Raw genomic sequence first — 22,739 nt, 5'->3', positions numbered from 1 at the left:
ATTAATAAGTCTCACTGTCAGGAGGAATGCCATAATCCGCTATTATTGGATCTCTTTGAGTCTTCGGTTTCCGAACTTTGATCCAGTCGGCAACTTTATCAATCAGGCCGGTTATACTATCCTTGTTAACATTTTTAGCAGCTGTCTGTGACACCATAGCTACGACAGATTTCATAAGAAATCCAGAGCGCGGAAAAAGAAATCTATTTAGTGCTAATGGAAGCCCTAGTCTTAAGATATTGGTTACCCAGTCTTTGCGTTCATTTTTTTTCGTCAGATCTTCTGGGTCATCCCCAAATAGTTCAATGAAGAAATCGCTGATCTTTTTGTACACCATTACCGGGAAATGCAAGCGTGCTTTAATTCGGGCAGTCACTTTCGTAAGCTCTATTTCCTGTTCCATACGCAGTATGCGCAAACGGTTTAGCTCTGCACGCAAATCGTGTGTATTATCTATTTTAGCTCTCATGTTTAACTCTAAAGAACCTTTTAATCGCTGCATTTATAATGTGCTTCTCAATATACTTATCCTTCACAACATAAAATAATATAGCTAATAAAAAGTAAAAACCAGTAACGATTAGAAACCCAGCATAGGTATTCCCCAAAACTTCAGATAAATAAAATCCGGCGGCAAGGCTTCCGAACAGCACTCCTAGCACGCCAAATAGCAGAACAAGACCATCGGTGACTAAATTGGCAAATAGTTGAGAGCCTTTATCGACAGCCGAAAGAATTGCAATTTCTTTACGGACGTCAACATACTCCTTAATTTTCGCTATAATTTCACGGGCATCAAGTTCTTTTTCTTCCATGTTTGATAGAATGTGTTAAGAATTAGTTGCTCTCGAAGCGGTCTTACCAGCATTATCAACAGCATAATCAACAGCATCAGAAACAGTATTGGAAACACTTGCTTTCGCTGCTACATACTCTTCCTCAGCGCCTCTTAGTTTTGTTTTAATGGAATCTACCACTTTGTCTTTGAATTCGCTAAGGTTGCCAATTTCATCTGCTGCGCGATCTTTTATACTGTCGCCCAAATTTTTCAACGAGTCGTTCAATTTATCTCGGGTTTCTGATCCTCTTTCAGGAGCAAACAAAATTCCTATAGCAGCTCCTGCGGCTAAACCTGCAAGCATTGCGGCCAAAATTTTCGAATTGTCATTCATTTCAGTAATATTTAAGGTTAATATCTAGTTGTCTTGATATATACAATTCAAGGGTATAAACTGTTTTCAATTATTCATCTTCACCTGATTTCAGTTTTTCAAGTCTCTCACTAGCCAGCTTGCTAGTTTCATAAATTCTTATGGTCAAAATGAAGTAAGACAAAAGCAAAGGACCGAATACTAGTCCAAGAATTCCAAATATTGGGATACCGATAATGACACCCACCACTGTAATAATGGGATGAGTATCTGAAACATTTTTCGCAATAATAAGTCTGATCACATTATCGATATTGATGATTACGATCAGGCCCCAGAGTAAAAGCCCCCAGCCTCCTGTTGTGTTGCCACTAGCTATGGCAATCAGCGCAGCGGGAACAAAGACAACAGGAGCGCCAACTACCGGCAAAAATGACAAAAAAGTTGAAATTACTCCCCAAAATATGGGATCGCGTATATCGAACATAAAAAATCCGATGCTTACCAGGGCGCCCTGGACAATGGCTATAAATCCTTGCCCCAACACGTTAGAATAAGTCGTCATTTTCAACTCGGTGGCGAATTTTAAAGCGTTTTGCTCCCTGAATGGAGCATATTTAAGCAAACCGGCTTCAAACTCTTCCTTCTGAACAAACATAAAATACAATAGAAAATACATGATAATCAAGCCAAGAACAATATTTGCTGCTCCGCCAAGGACGGATGGAAATAACTCTTCTGCAAGCTGATTCATCTTTCCCATAGCTTTGTCGAAAAGGTCCGGCTGATCGATCTTAGAACCAACAAAATCTTCGATTTTCTGCATCATATTCTTAATGCGGATCGGGTCGTCCTGGAATTCCGAGATTTTATCAATCACCATGACACTTAGGGTGAGGAAAGGAAGGACAATGATTATCAGTGAAAGAAGAATAATCAGTATCGCAGCAATCCACCTTTTCATATTCCATTTTTTAATAAAAAAAGTAAAAACGGGAAGTAGGATGGTGTATAAAACGAGTGTACTTAATAATGTACCTGCTATAGTCCTTAAGGAATAAAGAACAAAACATCCTAAAATAATCAGGATTGCTAATACGATTGTATTTCGTTGTTTATAGCTGTAGATAGACATATTAAGTTTGAAGATCAAAAAACCCTGTTATCATAACAGGGTTTAAAGAATTTATTTTCGCTTGAATAACAATTATTCAAGATTTATAGCTTTCATTTTATTATACAAGGTCTTCCTGTCAATATTCAGGATTTTAGCTGCTTTCGTTTTATTAAAATTTACCTCTTTAAGTACATTCAGGATTGTTTCGTACTCGGCCTCCATAGCAGCATTTTTAAGGTCATGCCTGTTGCTATTATGAGATACACTTACATTTGCCTCAAAGGTGCTTTCGATAGCTGTCACTTTAGCAAATGTTGAGATTTCAAGTGGAAGGGCCTTTAATAAAATTTCAGTGCCTTCTGTAAGTAATGTTGCTCTTCGGATCACATTCTTTAATTCCCTCACATTTCCCGGCCAATTGTAGGTCATAAAACAATCGATAACTTCCAGAGATAAATGAGTTATATTCCGGTTTAACTCACTGTTTGCTACCTTCAAAAAGTGTTCGGCAAATGTCACAATATCTTTGCCCCGGTCTCGTAATGGAGGTATGGTGATGCTGAACTCATTAAATCGGTGGAAAAGATCTTCTCTGAACCTGCTTTTTTGAATGGCATCCATTAAGTTCTCGTTGGTTGCTACGATGATTCGCACATCAAGATCAATCTCCTTAGTACTTCCAATACGCTTTACCTTGCGTTCCTGAACCACGCGCAAAAGGGCAGCTTGAATGTCGTAAGACAGATTGCCCACTTCATCAAGAAATAGTGTACCCCCGTTTGCCATCTCAAAATGGCCAATCTTGGTATATAATGCACCTGTGAAAGACCCTTTTTCATGTCCAAAAAATTCACTTCCAGCCAGGTCTTTGGTTAAGGATCCGCAATCCATAGCTATGAACGGCTTGTCTTTCCTGGGACTATTTAAATGAATGCTTTTTGCTACAGACTCTTTACCGGTGCCACTTTCGCCGCTTAAAATGACGCTGTAATTTGTAGGAGAAACTAGTTTAATTTGTCTGATAAGCTCCAGAGAGGCAGAACTCTTTCCAACAACAAAATCTTCCGGATTTAAATCAGTTTTGCGATCACGTTTTTGATCAGAGTCGCCTGAACTATTAACGTGCTGATTAATAATTTTTTGAGCTTCTATAGCTTTATTAACTGTATTCAGTATCTCATCAGGGTACAGCGGCTTCGTTATATAGTCATAAGCACCCATTTTAATCAGCTCGACTGCAAGTTTTATATCTGAGTAGCCAGTAATAATAATTACTCCTGTATCCGGGTATGAGCTCTTTATTTTACGCAACATTTCTCTGCCATCAGTATCTTCCAAACGAAAATCGCACAGAACCAAATTAAAAGTCTCTTTCGACATCAGTTCCAAAGCATTGGTGCCATTGGTACTTGTTGCAACTTCGAAACCGTTTCGGGTTAAAAATTTTGATAGTATAATGCCGATGTTTATTTCATCATCGATAATTAGGATTTTATTCATAAATTCATAAATTCCATAAACCGCTGTTAAGAGTCAGTGAACAGTGCAATATAGGAAAACTAAATTCAATTGGGAAATATTTTCTACACTTTTGACCGGACTATTTGCCCCTGAACTCGGGTTTTCTTTTACTTAGAAATGCGTTTACTCCTTCTTTAAAATCCCAGGAACCGAAGCATCGGGAAAACTCATCAATTTCCACAGTATATCCGTTTTTTCCGGTTTCAAATCCAGCATTTACAGCTCTTATAGCGCTTGATATTGCAAATGGCGACCGTTCAATTATTTTTCCTAAAATCTCCGATGCTTTTACTAAAAGCTGTTCCCTTTCAACAACATGATTAACTAAACCGAACCGGTAAGCATCCTCAGCTGTGATCATGTCTGCCGTCATTATCATTTCAAGGGCACGCCCTTTTCCTACGAACTGCGCTAACCGTTGAGTGCCCCCGTATCCTGGTATTAGGCCCAGGCTAACTTCAGGAAGCCCCATTTTTGCATTAGAAGAAGCAACACGGATATGACATGCCATTGCAAGTTCCAGTCCGCCCCCCAGGGCAAAACCGTTTATTGCGGCAACAACCGGTTTATTCCCATTCTCAATTATATTAAATACATCCTCTTGTCCTTTTTTAGCGAGTTGCCTGCCCTCTTCCACGTTGTAGGCTGCGAACTCTGTAATATCAGCTCCAGCAATAAATGCTTTAGATCCTGAGCCGGTGATGATCATTCCTCCAATTGAATCATCTAGAAGAGCGTTCGAAATTGCCACATTAAGTTCAGAAAGCGTCTCTTTATTTAAAGCGTTTAGTCTGCTTTCGCGATTAATAGTAATTGTTAATATGCGGTCTCGGATATCAAGTAGCAGGTTGTTCATTGTGGCAAATTGGTTAAAATAACAATTGAAATTACCGATTTAGAACTGTCGGTTCACACTTACCCACTCATTGATATAGCTAACGATGGTCTTTGTAGTGGTTCCCGGAGGAAATAGTTGGCCAACACCCATATTTTGAAGTGCTGTCATGTCGTCGTCAGGAATTATGCCACCGCCGGTAAGCAGTACGTCATCAAGTCCACTCTCTTTCATTAGTTTGGCAATCTTGGGAAAAACGGTCATATGGGCTCCTGAAAGTATGGAAACCCCGATCGCATCAACATCCTCCTGGAGAGCTGCACTGACGACCATTTCAGGAGTTTGACGAAGTCCGGTGTAGATCACCTCCATGCCAGCATCCCTTAGCGAGGTGGCAATAATTTTCGCTCCCCGGTCATGCCCATCAAGACCAACTTTGGCGACGAGGATACGCACGGGGCGATTAAAGGTTTTATCCATATGTAAAAGTAAGAAGAAATTCGGATTGTGTTTTATGGTACCTAAGTGTTAATATGGCGGTCAGCAGCAAAAAAAGCAGATTTCAACGGTTAATTTTGCTATTTTTATACCCTCAAACCAGAATATGATTGAAGAACGGTCGTTAAATTTTTTAGAAGAAATCATTGAAGAAGACCTCAGCCACGGTAAAAATAATAAGCGTGTGCTCACTCGTTTTCCTCCCGAGCCCAATGGGTATCTCCATATCGGACATGCTAAATCGATCTGCCTGAACTTTGGGATTGCTAAAAAGTATAATGGTAAAACTAATCTCCGGTTTGACGATACTAACCCGAGTACGGAAGAAACTGAGTATGTTGACAGTATTCGCGAAGATATCCATTGGCTTGGGTTCGAATGGGATCAAGAGCTTTATTCCTCAGATTATTTTGATCAACTTTATCAATTCGCTGTAACTTTAATACGTGAGGGGTTTGCCTACGTCGACGACAGTACTGCTGAAGAGATAGCGGCTGCGAAAGGAACACCTACTGAACCTGGAACACCCACAACTTACCGCAACAGAAGTGTAGAAGAGAATTTACAACTTTTTGAAGAAATGAAAGCTGGGAAGTTTCCGGACGAAGCCAGAGTGTTAAGAGCGAAAATAGACTTGGAATCTCCTAACATGCACTTACGGGATCCTTTGATGTATCGAATTAAGCATGCTAATCACCATCGTACAGGTAATAAATGGTGTATTTATCCGATGTATGATTTTGCCCATGGACAGTCAGATGCAATTGAAGAAATCACTCACTCCATTTGCACTCTCGAGTTTATTCCTCACCGCCCGCTGTACGAATGGTTTATTGATAAATTAAAAATTTTTCCGTCAAAGCAATACGAGTTTGCGCGTTTAAATTTGAATTTTACAGTGATGAGTAAGCGTAAGCTGCTTCAGCTGGTGAATGAAAACTATGTTACAGGATGGGATGATCCGCGGATGCCTACCATTAGCGGACTTCGACGTCGCGGATATACCCCACTATCAATTCGAAATTTCTGTGAGCGTATTGGTGTAGCTAAGCGCGAAAACCTGATCGATTTGAGTTTACTGGAGTTCTGTATCAGAGAAGATCTTAATAAAACAGCTCTGCGAAGGATGGTTGTGATGGACCCGGTCAAACTTGTAATTACTAACTATCCAAAAGACCAATCTGAAGTGATGCATGGAGAAAATAATCCGGAAGCTGAAGATGGAGGTGGTACAAGAGAGGTACCTTTTAGCTCTGAGATATGGGTAGAGCGGGAAGATTTCATGGAAGAAGCACCAAAGAAATTTTTTCGTTTAGGTCCTGGGTTAATGGTTCGTTTAAAAAATGCTTACATCGTAAAATGCGATGGCTTTTTAAAGGATAGTCAGGGACGTGTTTCCGAGATCCACTGCACGTATATCCCGGAATCCAAAAGTGGTTCAGATACAAGCGGTATCCATGTTAAAGGAACGATACACTGGGTAAGCGTTAAACACGCCCGTAAGGCGGAGATTCGTTTGTACGATCGATTATTCAAGGTTGAAGACCCCTCGAATGAAGATGGAGATTTTAAAGAGTATATCAATCCGGATAGTTTGGCAATATTAAAAAACGCATTCATTGAGCCTGATCTGATAAATGCTAAAGCGGAATTAGGGTATCAATTCATTCGTAAAGGGTATTTCTCACTCGACAAAGACTCTGCCCCAGATAAGTTAATTTTTAACCGCACGGTTACGCTAAAGGATACATGGGCAAAAGAGGTGAAAAAGGGATGATTAGAGATATTTCCTGTAAAGATTAAAGAGCGTTTTCTTTTCATCCTCATTTAGTATGCCCGTAATTTCTTTCTGCACAAAGTGAAGTTGAAATGATTTAACTGCATTTACGGAATTTTTAACGTCGTATCCAATAATTCTCAATGCATCAATTGGATTAAATGTCGTCGGAACGGTATCTGTCAGAACAGCATCTGGCCAGAGGCCAAATCCCTTTTCGGCTAAACTTTTCCACGGGAATGTAATATTAGGATCCACTTTTCTTCCGGGCGCGATGTCAGAGTGGCCAATAAAATTAGCAGATGGAACACCATGTTTTCTTTTTAGCGTATCCAGAACAGTTAGCAGGCTATTTATCTGTGATGGGGAGAAGGGCTCAAAACCATTATTATCTAATTCAATTCCAATGGACGATGAATTGATATCAGTAGCATTACCCCATTTGGCAGCACCTCCATGCCAAGCTCGTAAATAATCATTTAGCATATGATAAACCAGACCATCCCTGCCAATTACATAATGTGCACTAACCTGCGTGGAAGGTGTAGTAAATGTTTTCAGGGTTTGCTGTGTTGAGTTTTGAGCTGTATGATGAATGATAACATAATTGGGCTTTCGGAGGCCAAAATTAACTGTTCCTGCAAAATCTTGTCCCGCGGGATTTACCGGTCTTTCTCGGACGATGTTGGTCAAATCCTTTGCTTGTTTTTTGTAAATCTTATTTGTAGGCGCATAAGGTGATGATGAACAGGAAGCCATCACCGCAACCGCAGATGTCATTATAACTAAAAATGTTTTGGGTATCATATTATTCAATCTGCAGTAATAAATTAAGGAGTATGAGATTACATATTAAGGACTTCGGCGATGATATTGCTTTACTAAATTCAGCAAATCCTCAATTAGAAACGGCTTGGCGATATAGTTATCAGCTTTGCACTTACCTGCGATTTCAGCCAGGTTGTTCACCGCAGAAATTAAAATAACCGGAAGATGTGACGTTCCCCGGTTAGCTTTTATTTCAAGGCACAGCTGATGACCTTTATGTTTGCCGAGATTCTCATCCAGCAAGATTAAATGAGGGTTGATTTCTTCAAGGCTTTTTAATGGTTCTGCATCAAGAGACGCAAGTACCTCATAATCTTCATTTTCAAGGATAAATCCTAGTAGCTCTAGAATATCATGATTATCTTCTATTACAACAATTTTCTTCTTCATGTATTTGTCTTAAACTGCAAATATACGGCCAGATTCAAAAAGTTAAATTACCAATTATAATTGAAACCAATTATAAGCCACAGTTTTAAGTTGACAAGATAAGTTAATAAAATTTGCACCCGAAAAGCATTCACTATTTTAATGTTGCGGTGTAAACGGAGCGAGTATGGGCACTAAAAATACCGAGAGCACCATTATCGAAATTGCTATCAGGATTTGAAGGGGCTACAGGCGGACCCCCGTTACCGCCTATCTGACTAATTGCGAAGTAATACTTAAAGACGTTCCTGTCAATGCATTGTATTTCGATTTCCGCCTTATCGCCAATTTGTATTCCATCGCCGTCAAATGTAATCAGATCTGATGTTGCGTTGCCATCGCTGAACCTATCCTCATTTACCTGTTCGGCGATTAAAGCACCATTAACCTTCACGATATAACGATATTGATTTTGGATCCGCGCAGGATCTTTGTAGTAAATGGAAGGATAGATCCTGGAATTTCCAAAGATCGTAAGGCTTTTGAAGGTGATCGAATCCGGCTTTACAGCGCGCGGCATAACCGAACTTGCTTTAAATGTTTTGCCACCAACAACAACCTCTAAAGTGTAATTTAATCCTGGCATACCCCGAAATCTCTGACTCCTGTAAATCCCATCGCCGGTAGCTGTAAACGAAAAAGTTTGGCCATTGCTTATATTTACAGTAACCTTCGCTCCTTTAATTCCATTGAAAGCATTGGGCTGGTCAAAAGTGGTAGTATTTGAAACTTTTACTGTATGGATTTCCGATTGATCGGAAATGCTTCCTTCTATAACAATCCGAGGCGCGGCTTTTGAGAGATCGACCTCTATAACTTCTTCACAAGATGAAAATAGCGAAGTTGACAGCAGAACTGTAAAACCAAAAATGATTCCTAAAATTTTGTTTGACATGGGTGCTATGTCCATAATTAAAACTTAAAATTCCATGTTATTGAAGGAATAATCCCAAATAAACTTGTTTTTACAGCCTGAGTTTTTGTTTTGTCATCAGGATCATCCTGAAAATTAATGGCAAACGCATTTTTTCTACTATAAACATTGTAAACACCCATTGACCAACTTGATATAAATCTTTTTCCGGGTTTACCTTCCAGAGTTGCCCCAAGATCAAGCCTGTGGTAATCAGGCATACGGTCTGCATTCCGGGCTGGATAATAAAAATATGTTTGATTATTAATCTGATATTTTCCTGCAGGAAAGGTTACCGCATTTCCAGTGTTATAAATAAAGGTTGACGAAAATGTCCATCGAGGTGCTGCCTTGTAAATACCTACAAAAGAAAAGTCGTGTGTGCGGTCTTGTTTAGCATTGAACCACGAGCCCATGTCAATATCATCGAAACGGCGTTCCGTTTTAGAAATCGTATAGCCTAGCCAGCCATTTAATTTGCCAAATCTTTTCTTAACGAAAAGTTCTATGCCGTATGCCCTTCCCTTTCCATAAAGCAAATCAGCTTCAACGTTTCTATTCCCACGAAGATCTGTACCACTACGGTATTCGATTTGGTTTAACATAGTCTTGTAATAAACTTCTGCCGAAAATTCGTATTTATCTTCATTAAAATTCCTGAAAAATCCCCCTGCAATCTGATCAGCTATTTCGGGCTTTACATTATTGCTGCTCATAATGTATAAGTCTGTTGGTGAACTCGCTGTGGAATTAGACATTAAATGCAGGTTCTGGCTATTTCTGGTATATGAAACCTTAAAAGATGATGTTTCCGTTAGTAAATAACTAGCTGAAAGTCTTGGTTCAAGCCTAAAATAGGTTTTTACTAGTTCTCCCTTCCCATAGTCTTTTGTGCTAGAAATTTGCCCTTCCGTATCGTAAAGGTTAAATAAACCGGGTCCACGTAAATAAAAGGAGCTGACCCTTAATCCATATACGATATTGAACTTATCATTAACTTCCCATTCATCAGAAACGTAAGCAGACACTTCGTTGCCTTTTCTTTGTTCGATTGTTTCCTCGTTCACACTGGATCGTGAGTCTGAAGTAATGCTCCCCGGGGCTATGCGATGATTCACCAGGTCTAAACCAAAACGCAGGTTGTGGCTATTGTTTAATGCAAGCTGGAAATCTTGCTTTAGATTCAAGTCTATGATCGAAGAATTTACCTGGAAATTGTTTTCTTCGATAAAGTTCTCAATTACATAATCATAGTTGCTGTAGATCAGGGATGTGTTAGAGAAGAGACGATTACTATAAAGGTGATTCCAACGAAGGGTTGCTGTGGCATTACCCCAATCAAATCCAAAGGTCTGATTTAATCCTAATTCATCTCTACCGAAATATCCTGAAAGGTAAACGGTGTTTTTTTCATTTAGCTGATAGTTAGCTTTTGCATTGAGGTCGTAAAAGTATAATGTATTTTTTCTGATAGAAGTATCCTTTGCCAAGGCTAAAAATGCATCAGCATAGGTTCTTCTTCCACTAATCATGAAAGAGCTTTTATCTCTGACAATCGGGCCTTCCAATTTCAATCTGGAAGAAATAAGGCCGATACCGCCTTCAGCTGTAAACTCCTTTTTGTTTCCGTCATTCATACGGATATCTAATACCGACGATAACCTTCCGCCATACTGAGCAGGCATACCGCCTTTAAATACGCTAACATCCTTAATGGCATCTGAATTAAAGGTTGAAAAAAACCCAAGCAGGTGTGAAGCGTTATATACCGGGGCCTCATCTAAAAGAATTAAATTTTGGTCAGCTGAGCCGCCTCGCACGTAAAATCCACTATTTCCCTCACCGGCTGACTTAATTCCGGGAAGTAATTGGAGAGTTTTTAGCACATCACGCTCCCCAAATATTACAGGTACATTACGTATTTCACTCAAGTTAACTTTTGCAACTCCCATCTGTGCACTAACCACGTTGTCATTCCTTTTTTCAGCAGTCACCACTATTTCGCCAAGTCTATTTTCCGGTACCAAAGTAATATCCAAACGTGTGTCAGAATCAATTCTTATTGTATTAACAACAGTACTGTATCCGATATAGCTTACCGTCATAGTATATTGACCTGAAACGAGTTTATATGAATAGAAGCCATATGCATTGGTGCTGGTACCGATTTCGGTTGTACTGCTGAACTTCACTGTTACACCAATAAGACTTTCTCCGGAAAGAGAATCTGTTACAATACCGTTTATAGTAAAGTTATCCTGGGCGTTGCTGTGTTCGGGGTGCGTAAAAATTAACAGGAAAATCAGAAAAATATATTTCAAAGGGAACGGTATTTAGGACCTAAGTTAGATATACGGATTTTTTGTAAATTTAGCTCGTTTGAACGATCATTCAGACTCGAATTAATTTACCTTGTCAAAGTTGTACTTACCTTTAGTGGAATTTTGTAAAACGTCTTTTTGATGAGGATATTTCAAGGGATTTAAAAACTTCATATGGCAACTTTTTATAGACATATCTGACATAAATCTAACCCAAAGTATGGGTAGTAATTTTTTGCTTTCCGAACGTTGGGGTTATTTTCGAAAACGGAATAGAAGTGTGTGATTTGAATAACTACAGTGACCCCACTATGTTTACAACTATTTCTTTCGATATGGGTTTGCCATAAAATTTGTGGATGCATGGGTGATTTTGCAGCCTGTTCAAATCATTTTCATTGATTGAAGAACTGAACATGAATATTGCGAAGTTTGACTGAATGTTTTCAGGAAGGCGTTCAAATGCTTCAACAAATTGAAATCCGTTCATGACAGGCATTTGGATATCAAGGATAATTATGGTTAATGCATCGGCAGGTTTGAGATCAGAATTCTTTATAAACTCATAGGCATCTTTCGCCTTGATGTATGATTTAACGCTGGAGAAGGTTCCGATATTTTGAATAATCTTTTCTCCAATGAAACAATCCAACTGGCTGTCATCAATTATGATAAAGTGTGGGAATGGAGTCGACATCTCACTTATTATGAATTGTTACCTTGAAACAGGTACCATTGTTAATTTTAGAATCAACAGTTATTGTTCCGTTCAGTTTTGTTACAGCAGCCTTAACATTATATAACCCGAATCCTGATCCAACTTCCTGGGAACTTGCCCTGAAAAACATATTAAATATGTCTCCGATATGATTCGGATCGATACCTACCCCATTATCATGAACCTCTAAAATAGCCTTTCCATTTTCAACCAATATTTTCAGATCAACTAATTTCTCTTTACTCTCCCTTTTTTGGTATTTGAAAGCATTAGATAAAAGATTGTTTAAAATAAGTTTAATCGAAACTTCATCACCTCTGAATGTCTCTTTTTGTTCTATGCTTGTGTTAAAATTAATGTTACTGACAGGGTAGGTAAAATTAAAAATTTTCGTTTGCTCTCCAACAATCTCGTTAAAGTTAATTTCCTTAATTTCGAGTTCCCCCCGGTTCAGATTGTAATAGTCATGAATACTTTGTATAAAGTCGTCCAGATTTCTTACAGATTCTTTCATCATGAGAAGCATCTTCCTTATCTCGGTAATTTCGTCCATATCCTGGGCAGCTTCTACAGCACCCAAGATGCTTAGAAGTGGTCCCCGCATATCGTGTGTTACACTATAAGAGAATTTGTCAAGTTCGTTATAAGCCCTCTGAAGCTCATCATTCTTTACTGCCAGAAGGGAATTTGAAACGTAAAATTTATTTGCTTCATTAATTGCAGCCAGAATATCAGCATCCTTCCAGGGTTTTTTTACATACCTAAAAACATTTCCAAGATTAATGGAATCAATTACTGAATCAATGTCGGAGTAACCAGTTAATAAGATGCGTATAGGTTTAGGGTAGCGACTGCGAATTTCTTCGAAGAACTGTACACCCGTTTTACCGGGCATTCTCTGATCACAGAATATCACCCGAATATCCGGATGTGAATTGAGGTGTTGCATGGCGTCAGTTGCGTTTACCGCGATCATAACGTTGTAACCTATTCTGAAAGATGCTTTAAATCCCGTTAGGTTATTGATCTCATCATCAACATACAAGATCTTTATTTTTTCTTGCTTTTCCACTTATATATCTTCCTCAATGTATTCGAATACTATGGGTAATTCAAGAATAAACTCTGAACCTTCTCCTGGTATACTAATAATCTGAATTTCTCCCTGATGTCTGCGGATGGTATTATAAGCGATCGACATACCCAGTCCGGTACCTTCACCGACATCTTTTGTTGTAAAGAATGGTTCAAAGATTTTTTTCTTAGTTACCTCGTCCATCCCAGTGCCGTTATCCTTAATTTTTATAGTAACTCTCGATTCGTCATTTGTCGTTGTTATCTTAAGTATACCGCCCTCCTTATCTTCAAACTTTTTATTTATAGCATATATTGCATTAGAAAGAATATTTAAGAAAACCTGATTAAGTTTCCCGGGATAACATTCAATAAACGGTATCTCTCCGTAATTTTTTTCCAGCTTGATTTTGTTACTCAATAAATTGTTGATGATAATTAAAGTTGAGTCAAGGCCATCGTTCATATCCGCTTTCTTAAGATCATCTTCATCCAGACGGGAGAAAACGCGCAGACCCTTCACAATCTCCGAAGTACGCGAGGCTCCTTCCTGAATTCCTTTGAGCAGCTGATTTATTTCCATTTTGAGATAATCAAATTCCATTTCTTCTTTATGATTATCAATTAGCCTTTGTTTTTCAGCAACCGGCAGATCTGAAAGACCTATTTTTTCCATCTCCTGGATAAAATCAATAAGAATATCAACATCTCTGTTTAGCGGTGTTATGTTAGAAGTTACAAAATTAATGGGATTATTAATCTCGTGTGCAATCCCCGCCGTTAGCTGACCCAAAGAAGCCATTTTTTCGGCTTCTACCAATTGTCCTTCCGCTTCTTTAAGATCAATTAGAGTCTGATTTAATTCAGTGTTCGCTTCGCTCAATTCGTACGTACGTTCGTTGACTTTAGTTTCAAGAATTGCATTTTGCTCGCGAATTATTCGCTCATTTTCTTTTAAAGCCAGTAAAGTTTGTTCCTGGGAACGTTCCTTATCTCTTTTGAAGGTATTAATTTTATCAGCCAAAGCAAAAGCAAGTAATATCACATCAAGCGCAGTTCCAGTTTCTTTAGTATAATTTGTAAAATTACTGTAAGGTACGACGCCCAAATTCCTCAATACAAATAGAAGTAGTCCGGTGATAAAAAGAGTGAAGGCCAGAAGAAACAACTTTGCCGGACGGTAGCCTTCTAAAGACAATGAAATAGTTATGGTAAATGTTATGATGACTGTTGATATAGCAGCGAAGTCTATAGCTCTGAAACTTGCCTGATCATACCCAAACACCCTTAAGATCACAGCAATAGAATATAGCAGAATTGGAAGGTAAACAAACCGGTGCATCCTTGGTGAATTGTCTTTCGTTTGAAGGAAGTTCATCATAAAGAGATTTCCAACAATCCCGGCTAGACCGGGAAAAATAACAATTCCAAGATGGTTCAGTTCCGGGTGATCAAATAAAATGAGCCTGTAGGTATAGCCACTTAATGTTATTGAACTTAATCCTATAAATAAACTATAAAGCACGAAATACAAGTAGCTTGTATCCTTTACAGATAAATAGATAAAAAAGTTGTAGAGTATCATTACGAGAATCAAGCCCATAAATATGCCCCACGCCAGATCATTGGTAGCCAGATTTTCCGCAATAGATTTTGGAGTTCCCAAAATAAGAGGCAATACCATTTGTTCGGAACTTTTTACCCTGAGAAAATAATCTTCCGATGTTCCCGGAACGATACGCACATCAAAGAGAAAGTTCTGATGCTGATATTTTCTATTAGAGAAGGGGTTATTATAGCTCATTTTCTGCACATTACCATCCGTCATTGCATAAAATTCGCAAGTGCTAAGCATTGGATATTCAAGAGCAAGAATTAAGTGTTCCTGATCACTTTCATTTCTGATGGTAAACTTCAGCCAGAAATCTGAACTACTAAGTTGAAGGTTTGGAATTGAAACTCCGGATGGGACGAAGGATTTAGATTTTCTTATATCATCTATCCCCAATGTATTGGCAGGGTCTTCCAGAATTGAAACGTGGTCGCCAATAACAACATTTTCCCCCTTAAATATTATGGGTGATTGTGCGCTGGCAGACACACACACAAATAAATACAGCAAAAAGAGTATAAAGCAACACCTTTTCATTACGAATTGCTTTTGGTCATTTAATAAATATTACAATTTTCTTCAATTTAATCTGAAATAGCACTTTTGATAACTAAAATATCTTCCAGCGGTAAACGATGAGCCTTTAAAGAAGGCTCCGAAGCAATGGCAATCTTTGCAAGAAAAATCTCTGAATTGTCACTAGTCGATTGCGTTATTTTATTAAACTGTTCGCGTAGAAATTGGAGTTCTGCTATATTTTTTCCTTCGAGACCTTCGCCATTCCCATGTAAAATACGTGAAAAAAGATAAAGGGGCGAAATTAGGGGATGAATTGCAAGATTTAAGTTAGTAGCCTCAAGCCAGAATCTTTCCATTGACCTCCCTCCCTCAAAGAAACTATTAAGGCTATAACCAGGTAGACTAATCATGCAGAGTGCCGAGGCGGTTGAAACTGTTCGCATAGCAAGCATCCCCAACGCGTTTCCCCCACCAAAGCCTTTAACAGCATTTATTACCTTTTCACTTCTGATCACGCTCATAGCAGCCATCAATGAGTGTCCCAGGCCAAGGGTATGAATATCAATTCCATCACGAGTACGCTCGGCTTCTTCATTTGTCCATCTCATTTCGCGGTGGACGAAATCATAATGCCCTTCCGGGTTTAATAGGCGAATTTTATCGCACGCTCCAATGATCCTCGCAAGTCCCCGCAAGTCATTATCGGTAGTAAAATATTTGAAATTCGCACCTGGAATTGATTCCGAAAAAATTTTAAGTCGTGACAGGATGTCGTCTGTAATTGCTTTTTTGGGTGCAAGAATCCTGTTTGTATGTCGTTTAAATATAGCATTATCCAAGGTTTTTAAGGCTTCAAATTCCGTATTTCTAACATGTTTTTTGAAACGGATTGCCGCTACCAGCTTCTCTGTAGATTTATTTGGAAATAGTGAATAAGATGCTTCAATCCCCAGACTTAATGCCTGTATGTATAGATTTTCATAAGCAGCTCCTAAACTAATAAATGAAGCTGTTTTTTGAAAATCACCGAAAGAAAAAGAGCGGAATTCGTCGTGGAAGAGGTAAAGGACTCCTTTCATAAATAACCATTTCCACGGCTGATCATTTCCGGTAGAGGGAGCAGCGGAAGCCGCCATTACCAATTTGTTTATTATTTCTTTGTCTGGATGAACGTAGTCCGGATTATCTTCAAGCTGCAAGTCTGAAACTAGCGAGAGCATAACATCTTCAGAAATCGGTACGAAAGGGTTCTGCCTGACATAAGCCTCATCTTTCGGCAACTTTTTATTTGCTATCAATTCATCGAGATCAATATAATATCTTCCTGAGTCATGAAATTGGTCTAGCAGGATCCTTCGGCAGACATCAGTACCGACTGCACCGCCCAATGTTACTGAACTGGCAAGTTGAGGCCAGGTATTAATTGTTTGCTCCACTTCAAGCATTGAAGCCTTTGCTCTAAGAGAGACATTCTCAATACCGAGCATTTGTAACATTACCGGAATCTTATCTTCAGTACTCAAGTCTTTGATAGTTTTAGGATCCAGTTTGTCAATGGTTCCGTGAAGTAATGCCCGTTCAGGTTCAAGGTCGAAACGCTCGACGTCGAGCATACCGCGATCACTTGTATCCATTAGCACTGGAATGCGAAGTTCTCTAGCCTTGTAGCGCGACAGTATTTTGATATCTAATCCATCACATTCATCAACTAGGAGATCAAGCTTTCCATTTTCGGAAAAGAATAATTCCATATTCTCTTCTGTAAGTCCTTCTAAGAAACACGTTACCTTCAAAAAGGGGTCGATCTCAGCTATTTCCCTGGCGGTGATCACTACTTTGGGCGCCCCGAGATTATGCACGCCAGCCCGTATCCGATTCAAATTACTTAATTCAAGGGTATCAAAATCAGTGAGACGGAGTTCGCCGAAACCTCTCTCCATTGCGAGTGTGAGTGCAATTGATTGTCCAACGGAGAGTCCAATGATACCAATTGTTTTAGTACTAAGAATATCCTGTTCTTCGCGCGTTATTTTATATTGATTTCGATTGGTTCGCACCTGAATAAACTCCTCCTCATCAAGCATATGAACTAAACGGCGACTCCATGGATAATATACCCAAACCCCATAGGTATCGATATCCTTTCCCGCCAGGTGATTGCTGATTAGGTCATCATACTCTTCGTCCTTAATTTTAAAAGAAGGACTTTTCATTTTCATCAGTTCGCGAAGTTGACCGAAAAGTTCATCATGAACAAAAATTACCTCGCCTGACTCTAATAGTACTTCCAAGGAAGACATATCTGAGGAATCGTTTGTTCGGAAAAATACCGGATGATACGTTTGATGTAATTGTTTTGATGTTTCAATAAGTATCCTGAACCTGGCTTTCATAGTACCTGATTAAAAAATTTAGATGTCGTTTGAAAGCGTAATGTTATTTAAGATTTGTCGGTTCACATTACAGTAAATTTATACTGCTTTCATCAACAATTCCAGCTGATGCCCCCTTTTTTGCATTATTAATAACAGCCTGCAAATCCCAATTTCCCATATTGGGTATTTCGATATCGTAGTGGATTTCGATCTTTTTTTTCCGAAGCTCTTCAATTCTGACAGAATGTAAATTCTCGCGAAGTGCGCTTATAGCTTCCCTATTTTCTTCATCAGCTGCACTTAAGTTTTTGAGGTCACGCAAAATAAGAACAGTGGCAACGAGGTCCAGTTTTGGATAGTAGAATGTACCATTATTTCCGATGGCCTCCTCAATTTCGTAGCCTACACTTTGGGCCATTTTTACAGTATAAGGTGCACACAAGCCAAAAAGAGAATCTAAACCAATTTGTGAGGAAATTGCAACACCCACGCGTGTTAAAAAAATACTGCCTATTCCGTAACCAGCTATTTCACGCGAGTTCCATAAACCGCAGCCCTCTCCAGTACCTTTTTGTGCATAATCAAATACCATTTCGTAGATAGATGGATCCAGTGCACCAGTGGCTTGTTCTATCGGCAGCGGTTCAGTTCCTCCCGCCACATGTATGCGCGCGCCGCCATAAATATGCTCCTTATCAAGTGATTCAACGATCATCACAAATGCGGCAGGATTATGAGTCCACTCATTATTGGATGATGTCACTTTTTCAACTCCGATACTTGTTAGTACGCGTTTATGGCCCTCTACAAATAATTCACACGAGCGAGGATCATCAATTGCTCTGAAAGCTCTAAGCCTTACAACAGGATTACCGTTATTAAATTGAATTTCCATTTATTAAATTATACCCGGCATCATCTTGCGAATATATTTCGTTTTTCGTTAAATCAGTTACGAATTGGCTACGAAGTTTCAAGGAGTAATTTAACTCATAATTAGTGTCTTTTTGTTAATAATCCGTATTTTTGACGAAATATTAATGCCAACAACAAATGTCTGATAAAAAGATTGATATTCTATATGTCGATGACGAAGAAAATAACCTGGTATCTTTCAAGGCTACATTCAGACTTAAATATAACATCTCAGTCGCTATCAGTGCTGATGAAGCAATGAGAATTCTGGACACAAAACCAGTTGAAATTATAATCACCGACCAGAGGATGCCTAATATGACGGGGATAGAATTTCTCGAGAAAGTGATCGAAAAGTATCCTGACCCCATACGTATATTGTTAACTGGTTATGCAGATATGAATGCAGTTATCGATGCAGTTAACAAGGGTAAAATATATCATTATCTAAGCAAACCCTGGAGTGAACAAGAACTCGAAGAAACTATTAAAAAGGCTTTCGAAGTTTACCAGAGTAACAAGGAGATAAAGGAAATGAATAGTAAGCTGGCGGTTTCCAATGATCAGCTCGAGTTTTTGCTTAGGCAAAAGTTGTTATCCTAGTAAACACTAATTCATTTTCCGGGGTTTCTCAGACTAATTTTGCGACATCAAGTTCGTGATGTTAAGCCTTTTTACACGCATTTTACCTTTCTTATCAAACTCCTTGTTTGCGCCAACATCACTTCAAACGCAGGTCGAAAAGTCATATATGCCCAGCAATTTTTTTCTCGTTTGAGTTAATTACACTTTTTACAAACCAAACCTAAAATCGAGGTGTTGTAAAATGAAAATAATATCGACAATTATGGAAACTAAAGAAAGCACTGGCGTTATAAACGACCTTATTTTGATAAACAATGACAGAATTGAAGGTTATCAAAAGGCTAAAGATGAGTTAAAAGAAGGAAATGAGGACCTTAAGGCTTTGTTTACCGAGATGATTGGAGAAAGTCATTCTTTGAAATTGGCTTTGGCAACTGAAGTTGCCTCTACAGGCGAAGAAATAGAACAGGGAACAACTAACAGCGGAAAAATTTATCGCGTATGGATGGATGTGAAGGTAGCATTCAGTGGTAATGATAGAAAAGCTGTACTTGAAAACTGCGAATTTGGAGAAGATGCTGCTCAAAAAGCATATGAAATGGCATTGGGCGAGGATGATCTTCCGGGTCATATCCGTTCATTAATATCTGAGCAAAAAGCAACGTTAAGAATTTCTCACGATAAAATTAAGGCATTGCGTGACGCACAAGTATAAGGAAAGTTCATATTCTTAATATCCCCCGTTCAACAGAATTGGGGGATTTTTTTTGAAAATCCAGTGTCACCAAAAATTGTTCATTGCTAAATAATTCGCTCACCGCTTATTTCCCCTCATTCACCGAGTACTTTACCTCACCGGCCTAATTCCTGTTTCTATTCCCTGTTCTTCGATATACTTTTGATCAAACAAATACAAAAAATCAAAGCTAAATCGATATGAAGACTCTAACTACACTTTTAACCCTTTCACTATTAGCACTAAGTACAGCAAGTTATGCACTGTCAGACGGTAATGAAAAAAGATCGAAAGTCCCCGTAGCTCCGAATGTTTGGGAAAATTCGCAAATCGAAGTCCCGGAGTCTTTGAAGTTTTTAAAGGCAAAAAATGCTTATGTACCATTTGCAGATTTTACTTGGGGAGATCCGTCGGGAGCGCCTGAACAACTTTTGATGGTCTCTCTTGCTCCATTTGTTTTTGGCGATTCTCAGGAAGAGGCACCCGAGGAGCTAGGCTTTATAAGAGCGAAGTACGCCACTGTCCCAGTTGCTCCCTTTGTATGGGGTGAAGCATCAGATGAACAAGTTGAGATAACCTTGAAATAAAAATTTGATTAGCTATAGCATTATCGTGTGAGTAGACGTATTAGTTATATAAAGTTTGAATTTATGAGAACAATACATTTTGAAATTCCTACTATGACCAGGCTTCACAAACAGCTTGAAGTTTGCAACTCAATTAAGAAGTTGAACGTTGTGAACATTACTACGGAATGCGGAAGGGCAATAGTAACCTTTCATAACTCCCTGCTTAAAGCAGATATAATTAGAGCCATTGAAGAAGCAGGTTATATCGTCAAATATTAATTGAGCCTATATTTTTTCTAACGAATATACCCGTTTGTCAGTGATGACCAGAATCATGGATTTTACAATGAATAGCAAAAACAAATTCATGGGGATGACTTAATCGAAATATTGTACCTTCTGAAGCCCCTATTTCCATAAGCGATACAATTATTTGCCTGCCTGAGCCATCACCGCGGTGTTTAATCTTACATACTCTGCATTGTTCATAGCTTTTGCAATTTCCAGTCCGGTCTTTGCACTAGTCAGCGCACCCGACTTGTCGCCTGACTTTAACTGGATTTTGGCTTTCCAGTAGTTATACCAGGGAGTTTTTTGATCAGCCGGGGCAATCGCATTCATCCAGCCCAAGGCTTTCGAAAGATCTTTTCCATTATCGTAATAGTAAATTGCAGCTTGCATATAAGGTTTTTTTTCGCTTTTCATAGCTTCATCGATGCTCGCCATTACTTTGCTGTCCACATCGGTTATCATTAATATACCGACTTTTGTATCGTCCCATAGTAAGTTTAGCTTGGCTGATGTTGGTGTAACGTCGCTAAATGAAATGGTAAAGGTCTCTGTCTTATCCTTCATCTTTGACGGATTTACCATAAATCGCAAAACGTCGTCACTTTCTTTATAAGAATATGCGCCCCATTGTTTGGTATCTTTGTTCAGGATGATCGTCCACGAATCTTTCCCCGGGATAGTTAATAATGCATATTCGCCCGCTTTAACCGCCTTACCCTCCAGACTGATATCGTCAGAAAAGCTTATCGTGGTAACCGTATTTGCACCAGTTCGCCATATTTCACCTATAGGCGCCAAATCTGCAAATACATTTCTTCCTTTCATATTTGGTCGTGAATATTTGACTGTAACACTGCCAAGTCCAAATTCCTGTATAACAGTTTGTGAACTGCTGATCTGCGGCATTTTCATTTGCGCCTGAACGGGGTTATTGAATAGGCAATAAATACTTAAAGCGAGTAAAACAAGTGGCTTTTTCATATTGAGAATTTTAGATACTAAAAGTAATGAATAATTATCAAACAAATAAAGTGGGGCGGTTTTTACTAGACTTCTATCCAGAAAGTTCCTAACTCAGTTTCACATTTGAAATCATTTTTTACGGGCAGGTCCAGAAACGGGTAAGTTACTTTCGATAAATAAAGTCCCTGAGGATGTGCTGGTAGTATCAAAGCCGGGGTCTGTTTTGTAATCAGGTGACTTTCAAATTGATCGACACTGAATGTACCGCTGCCAATATCAATCAGTTTTCTTGTAAGTATGCGGACCATGCGTCCCAGAAAGCGATTGGACGAGATTTGAAAGCGAAGACGATTGCCGCGGTCGTTAATATAAAGAACGGCCGAGGAAACATTACAGATGTTGTGTTCATTCTTGTCCGGTGACTTACAATACGGACGGTAATCATTGTATTTTGGCAGTAACATAACCGCTTTTTTCATTTCCTGCAGGTTCAATTCCGGTAGAAGATATAATGAACTGCTTTCGCCTAGGAATGGGTCTTTATGCGTATGAAGGAAATAATCATAGGTGCGAAGGACAGCATCATATCGTGCATGCGGAAGGCCCTCAACAGGTATGATGTCAAATATAGCAATATCGGCTGGGAGGATTCGGTTCCATCTAAAGAACAGATCAAAATCCCAATCCTGTTCGATATCGATGTGAAAAAAGAATTGACTTGCATGAACGCCTGCATCAGTTCGTCCACAGCCATATATGGTGACGGGTTTTTTGAGGATTTTACTTAAAGTTGTTTCAAGAACCTCCTGCACACTTAGTTTGTTGGGCTGGTTTTGCCAGCCATAATAACGTGTGCCTTTGTAGGATATGTGGACAAAATATCTCAACGGGAAGTGTATTTCCGCTAAGCTATCAAAATATAGTAAAGGATTCAATGGTTCTTTAGCTTGAACAGTTAGTTCGTAACCTAGTTACAGATAGTCCAGCGTATG

General features: G+C 38.9%; 22 protein-coding genes and 1 pseudogene. 5 read left to right on the top strand and 18 right to left on the bottom strand.

Features of this window, described 5'->3' with window-relative positions:
* Position 1: 1 nt before the first annotated feature.
* The 7 genes and pseudogenes from ACLL8Z_RS04490 to ACLL8Z_RS04460 all read right to left on the bottom strand — a co-directional run bounded on the left by ACLL8Z_RS04490 (position 2) and on the right by ACLL8Z_RS04460 (position 5,080).
* Entirely contained in the window at positions 2-469 is a 468-nt protein-coding gene (locus ACLL8Z_RS04490) for a hypothetical protein (RefSeq protein WP_411273564.1), read from the bottom strand.
* Entirely contained in the window at positions 459-815 is a 357-nt protein-coding gene (locus ACLL8Z_RS04485; protein ID WP_411273563.1) for a phage holin family protein, read from the bottom strand. Before ACLL8Z_RS04485 ends, ACLL8Z_RS04490 begins: the two co-directional genes overlap by 11 nt.
* A 114-nt stretch (positions 816-929) precedes the next feature.
* Positions 930-1,172, bottom strand: a pseudogene (locus ACLL8Z_RS04480) (YtxH domain-containing protein); the annotation flags it as partial.
* A 70-nt stretch (positions 1,173-1,242) separates the two neighbouring features.
* The gene (locus ACLL8Z_RS04475) at positions 1,243-2,286 is read right to left on the bottom strand and encodes an AI-2E family transporter (RefSeq protein ID WP_411273562.1); all 1,044 of its coding nucleotides are present in this window, start codon (positions 2,284-2,286) and stop codon (positions 1,243-1,245) included.
* Positions 2,287-2,358: 72 nt separating this feature from the next.
* Complete coding sequence (locus ACLL8Z_RS04470) at positions 2,359-3,768, bottom strand: sigma-54-dependent transcriptional regulator (RefSeq protein ID WP_411273561.1); 1,410 nt, start codon at positions 3,766-3,768, stop codon at positions 2,359-2,361.
* Positions 3,769-3,868: 100 nt separating this feature from the next.
* Positions 3,869-4,645, bottom strand: a complete 777-nt coding sequence (locus ACLL8Z_RS04465) for an enoyl-CoA hydratase/isomerase family protein (RefSeq protein WP_411273560.1) — start codon at positions 4,643-4,645, stop codon at positions 3,869-3,871.
* A 39-nt stretch (positions 4,646-4,684) separates the two neighbouring features.
* Positions 4,685-5,080, bottom strand: coding sequence for a cobalamin B12-binding domain-containing protein (locus ACLL8Z_RS04460; protein WP_411273559.1), 396 nt, complete (start codon positions 5,078-5,080; stop codon positions 4,685-4,687).
* Between the two features lie 148 nt (positions 5,081-5,228).
* Between ACLL8Z_RS04460 and ACLL8Z_RS04455 the strand changes: the two genes are divergently transcribed.
* Positions 5,229-6,899 carry a glutamine--tRNA ligase/YqeY domain fusion protein gene (locus tag ACLL8Z_RS04455; RefSeq protein ID WP_411273558.1) on the top strand — a complete coding sequence of 557 codons (1,671 nt, stop codon included), beginning with the start codon at positions 5,229-5,231 and terminating at the stop codon, positions 6,897-6,899.
* Here the strand turns inward: ACLL8Z_RS04455 and ACLL8Z_RS04450 are convergent, their stop codons facing one another.
* The 9 genes from ACLL8Z_RS04450 to ACLL8Z_RS04410 all read right to left on the bottom strand — a co-directional run bounded on the left by ACLL8Z_RS04450 (position 6,900) and on the right by ACLL8Z_RS04410 (position 18,583).
* On the bottom strand, positions 6,900-7,679 hold the full coding sequence (locus tag ACLL8Z_RS04450) for an N-acetylmuramoyl-L-alanine amidase (RefSeq protein ID WP_411273557.1): 780 nt from the start codon (positions 7,677-7,679) through the stop codon (positions 6,900-6,902).
* Between the two features lie 72 nt (positions 7,680-7,751).
* A complete protein-coding gene (locus ACLL8Z_RS04445; RefSeq protein ID WP_411273556.1) occupies positions 7,752-8,117 on the bottom strand; it encodes a response regulator transcription factor in 366 nt (121 codons plus the stop codon).
* Between the two features lie 133 nt (positions 8,118-8,250).
* The gene (locus ACLL8Z_RS04440) at positions 8,251-9,066 is read right to left on the bottom strand and encodes a DUF4249 domain-containing protein (RefSeq protein ID WP_411273555.1); all 816 of its coding nucleotides are present in this window, start codon (positions 9,064-9,066) and stop codon (positions 8,251-8,253) included.
* 2 nt (positions 9,067-9,068) lie between these two features.
* Positions 9,069-11,390: a TonB-dependent receptor gene (locus tag ACLL8Z_RS04435; RefSeq protein ID WP_411273554.1), complete on the bottom strand. Its 2,322-nt coding sequence runs from the start codon at positions 11,388-11,390 to the stop codon at positions 9,069-9,071.
* Between the two features lie 295 nt (positions 11,391-11,685).
* The gene (locus ACLL8Z_RS04430; protein WP_411273553.1) at positions 11,686-12,087 is read right to left on the bottom strand and encodes a response regulator; all 402 of its coding nucleotides are present in this window, start codon (positions 12,085-12,087) and stop codon (positions 11,686-11,688) included.
* 1 nt (position 12,088) lies between these two features.
* Complete coding sequence (locus ACLL8Z_RS04425; RefSeq protein ID WP_411273552.1) at positions 12,089-13,180, bottom strand: hybrid sensor histidine kinase/response regulator; 1,092 nt, start codon at positions 13,178-13,180, stop codon at positions 12,089-12,091.
* Positions 13,181-15,331, bottom strand: a complete 2,151-nt coding sequence (locus tag ACLL8Z_RS04420; protein ID WP_411273551.1) for a 7TM diverse intracellular signaling domain-containing protein — start codon at positions 15,329-15,331, stop codon at positions 13,181-13,183. It abuts the gene before it with no gap.
* 47 nt (positions 15,332-15,378) lie between these two features.
* Positions 15,379-17,706, bottom strand: coding sequence for an Rv1355c family protein (locus tag ACLL8Z_RS04415; protein ID WP_411273550.1), 2,328 nt, complete (start codon positions 17,704-17,706; stop codon positions 15,379-15,381).
* 67 nt (positions 17,707-17,773) lie between these two features.
* A complete protein-coding gene (locus ACLL8Z_RS04410; protein ID WP_411273549.1) occupies positions 17,774-18,583 on the bottom strand; it encodes a hypothetical protein in 810 nt (269 codons plus the stop codon).
* Between the two features lie 158 nt (positions 18,584-18,741).
* On the opposite strand from ACLL8Z_RS04410, the gene ACLL8Z_RS04405 reads away from it, so the two are divergent.
* The 4 genes from ACLL8Z_RS04405 (at position 18,742) to ACLL8Z_RS04390 (ending at position 20,772) form a co-directional block, all read left to right on the top strand.
* The gene (locus tag ACLL8Z_RS04405) at positions 18,742-19,206 is read left to right on the top strand and encodes a response regulator (RefSeq protein ID WP_411273548.1); all 465 of its coding nucleotides are present in this window, start codon (positions 18,742-18,744) and stop codon (positions 19,204-19,206) included.
* Between the two features lie 223 nt (positions 19,207-19,429).
* Complete coding sequence (locus ACLL8Z_RS04400) at positions 19,430-19,903, top strand: PA2169 family four-helix-bundle protein (protein ID WP_411273547.1); 474 nt, start codon at positions 19,430-19,432, stop codon at positions 19,901-19,903.
* A 221-nt stretch (positions 19,904-20,124) separates the two neighbouring features.
* Positions 20,125-20,511: a hypothetical protein gene (locus ACLL8Z_RS04395; RefSeq protein ID WP_411273546.1), complete on the top strand. Its 387-nt coding sequence runs from the start codon at positions 20,125-20,127 to the stop codon at positions 20,509-20,511.
* 63 nt (positions 20,512-20,574) lie between these two features.
* A complete protein-coding gene (locus ACLL8Z_RS04390; RefSeq protein WP_411273545.1) occupies positions 20,575-20,772 on the top strand; it encodes a hypothetical protein in 198 nt (65 codons plus the stop codon).
* Between the two features lie 150 nt (positions 20,773-20,922).
* On the opposite strand, the gene ACLL8Z_RS04385 is transcribed toward ACLL8Z_RS04390, so the two are convergent.
* Positions 20,923-21,765 carry a DUF2911 domain-containing protein gene (locus tag ACLL8Z_RS04385; RefSeq protein WP_411273544.1) on the bottom strand — a complete coding sequence of 281 codons (843 nt, stop codon included), beginning with the start codon at positions 21,763-21,765 and terminating at the stop codon, positions 20,923-20,925.
* Positions 21,766-21,830: 65 nt separating this feature from the next.
* Positions 21,831-22,634 carry a tRNA pseudouridine synthase A gene (locus ACLL8Z_RS04380; protein WP_411273543.1) on the bottom strand — a complete coding sequence of 268 codons (804 nt, stop codon included), beginning with the start codon at positions 22,632-22,634 and terminating at the stop codon, positions 21,831-21,833.
* Between the last annotated feature and the right edge of the window lie 105 nt (positions 22,635-22,739).

This window comes from Daejeonella sp. (assembly GCF_046590655.1).
In the GTDB taxonomy this organism is placed as follows: Bacteria; Bacteroidota; Bacteroidia; order Sphingobacteriales; family Sphingobacteriaceae; genus Daejeonella.
This window is presented reverse-complemented; position numbering and strand designations above follow the sequence as displayed.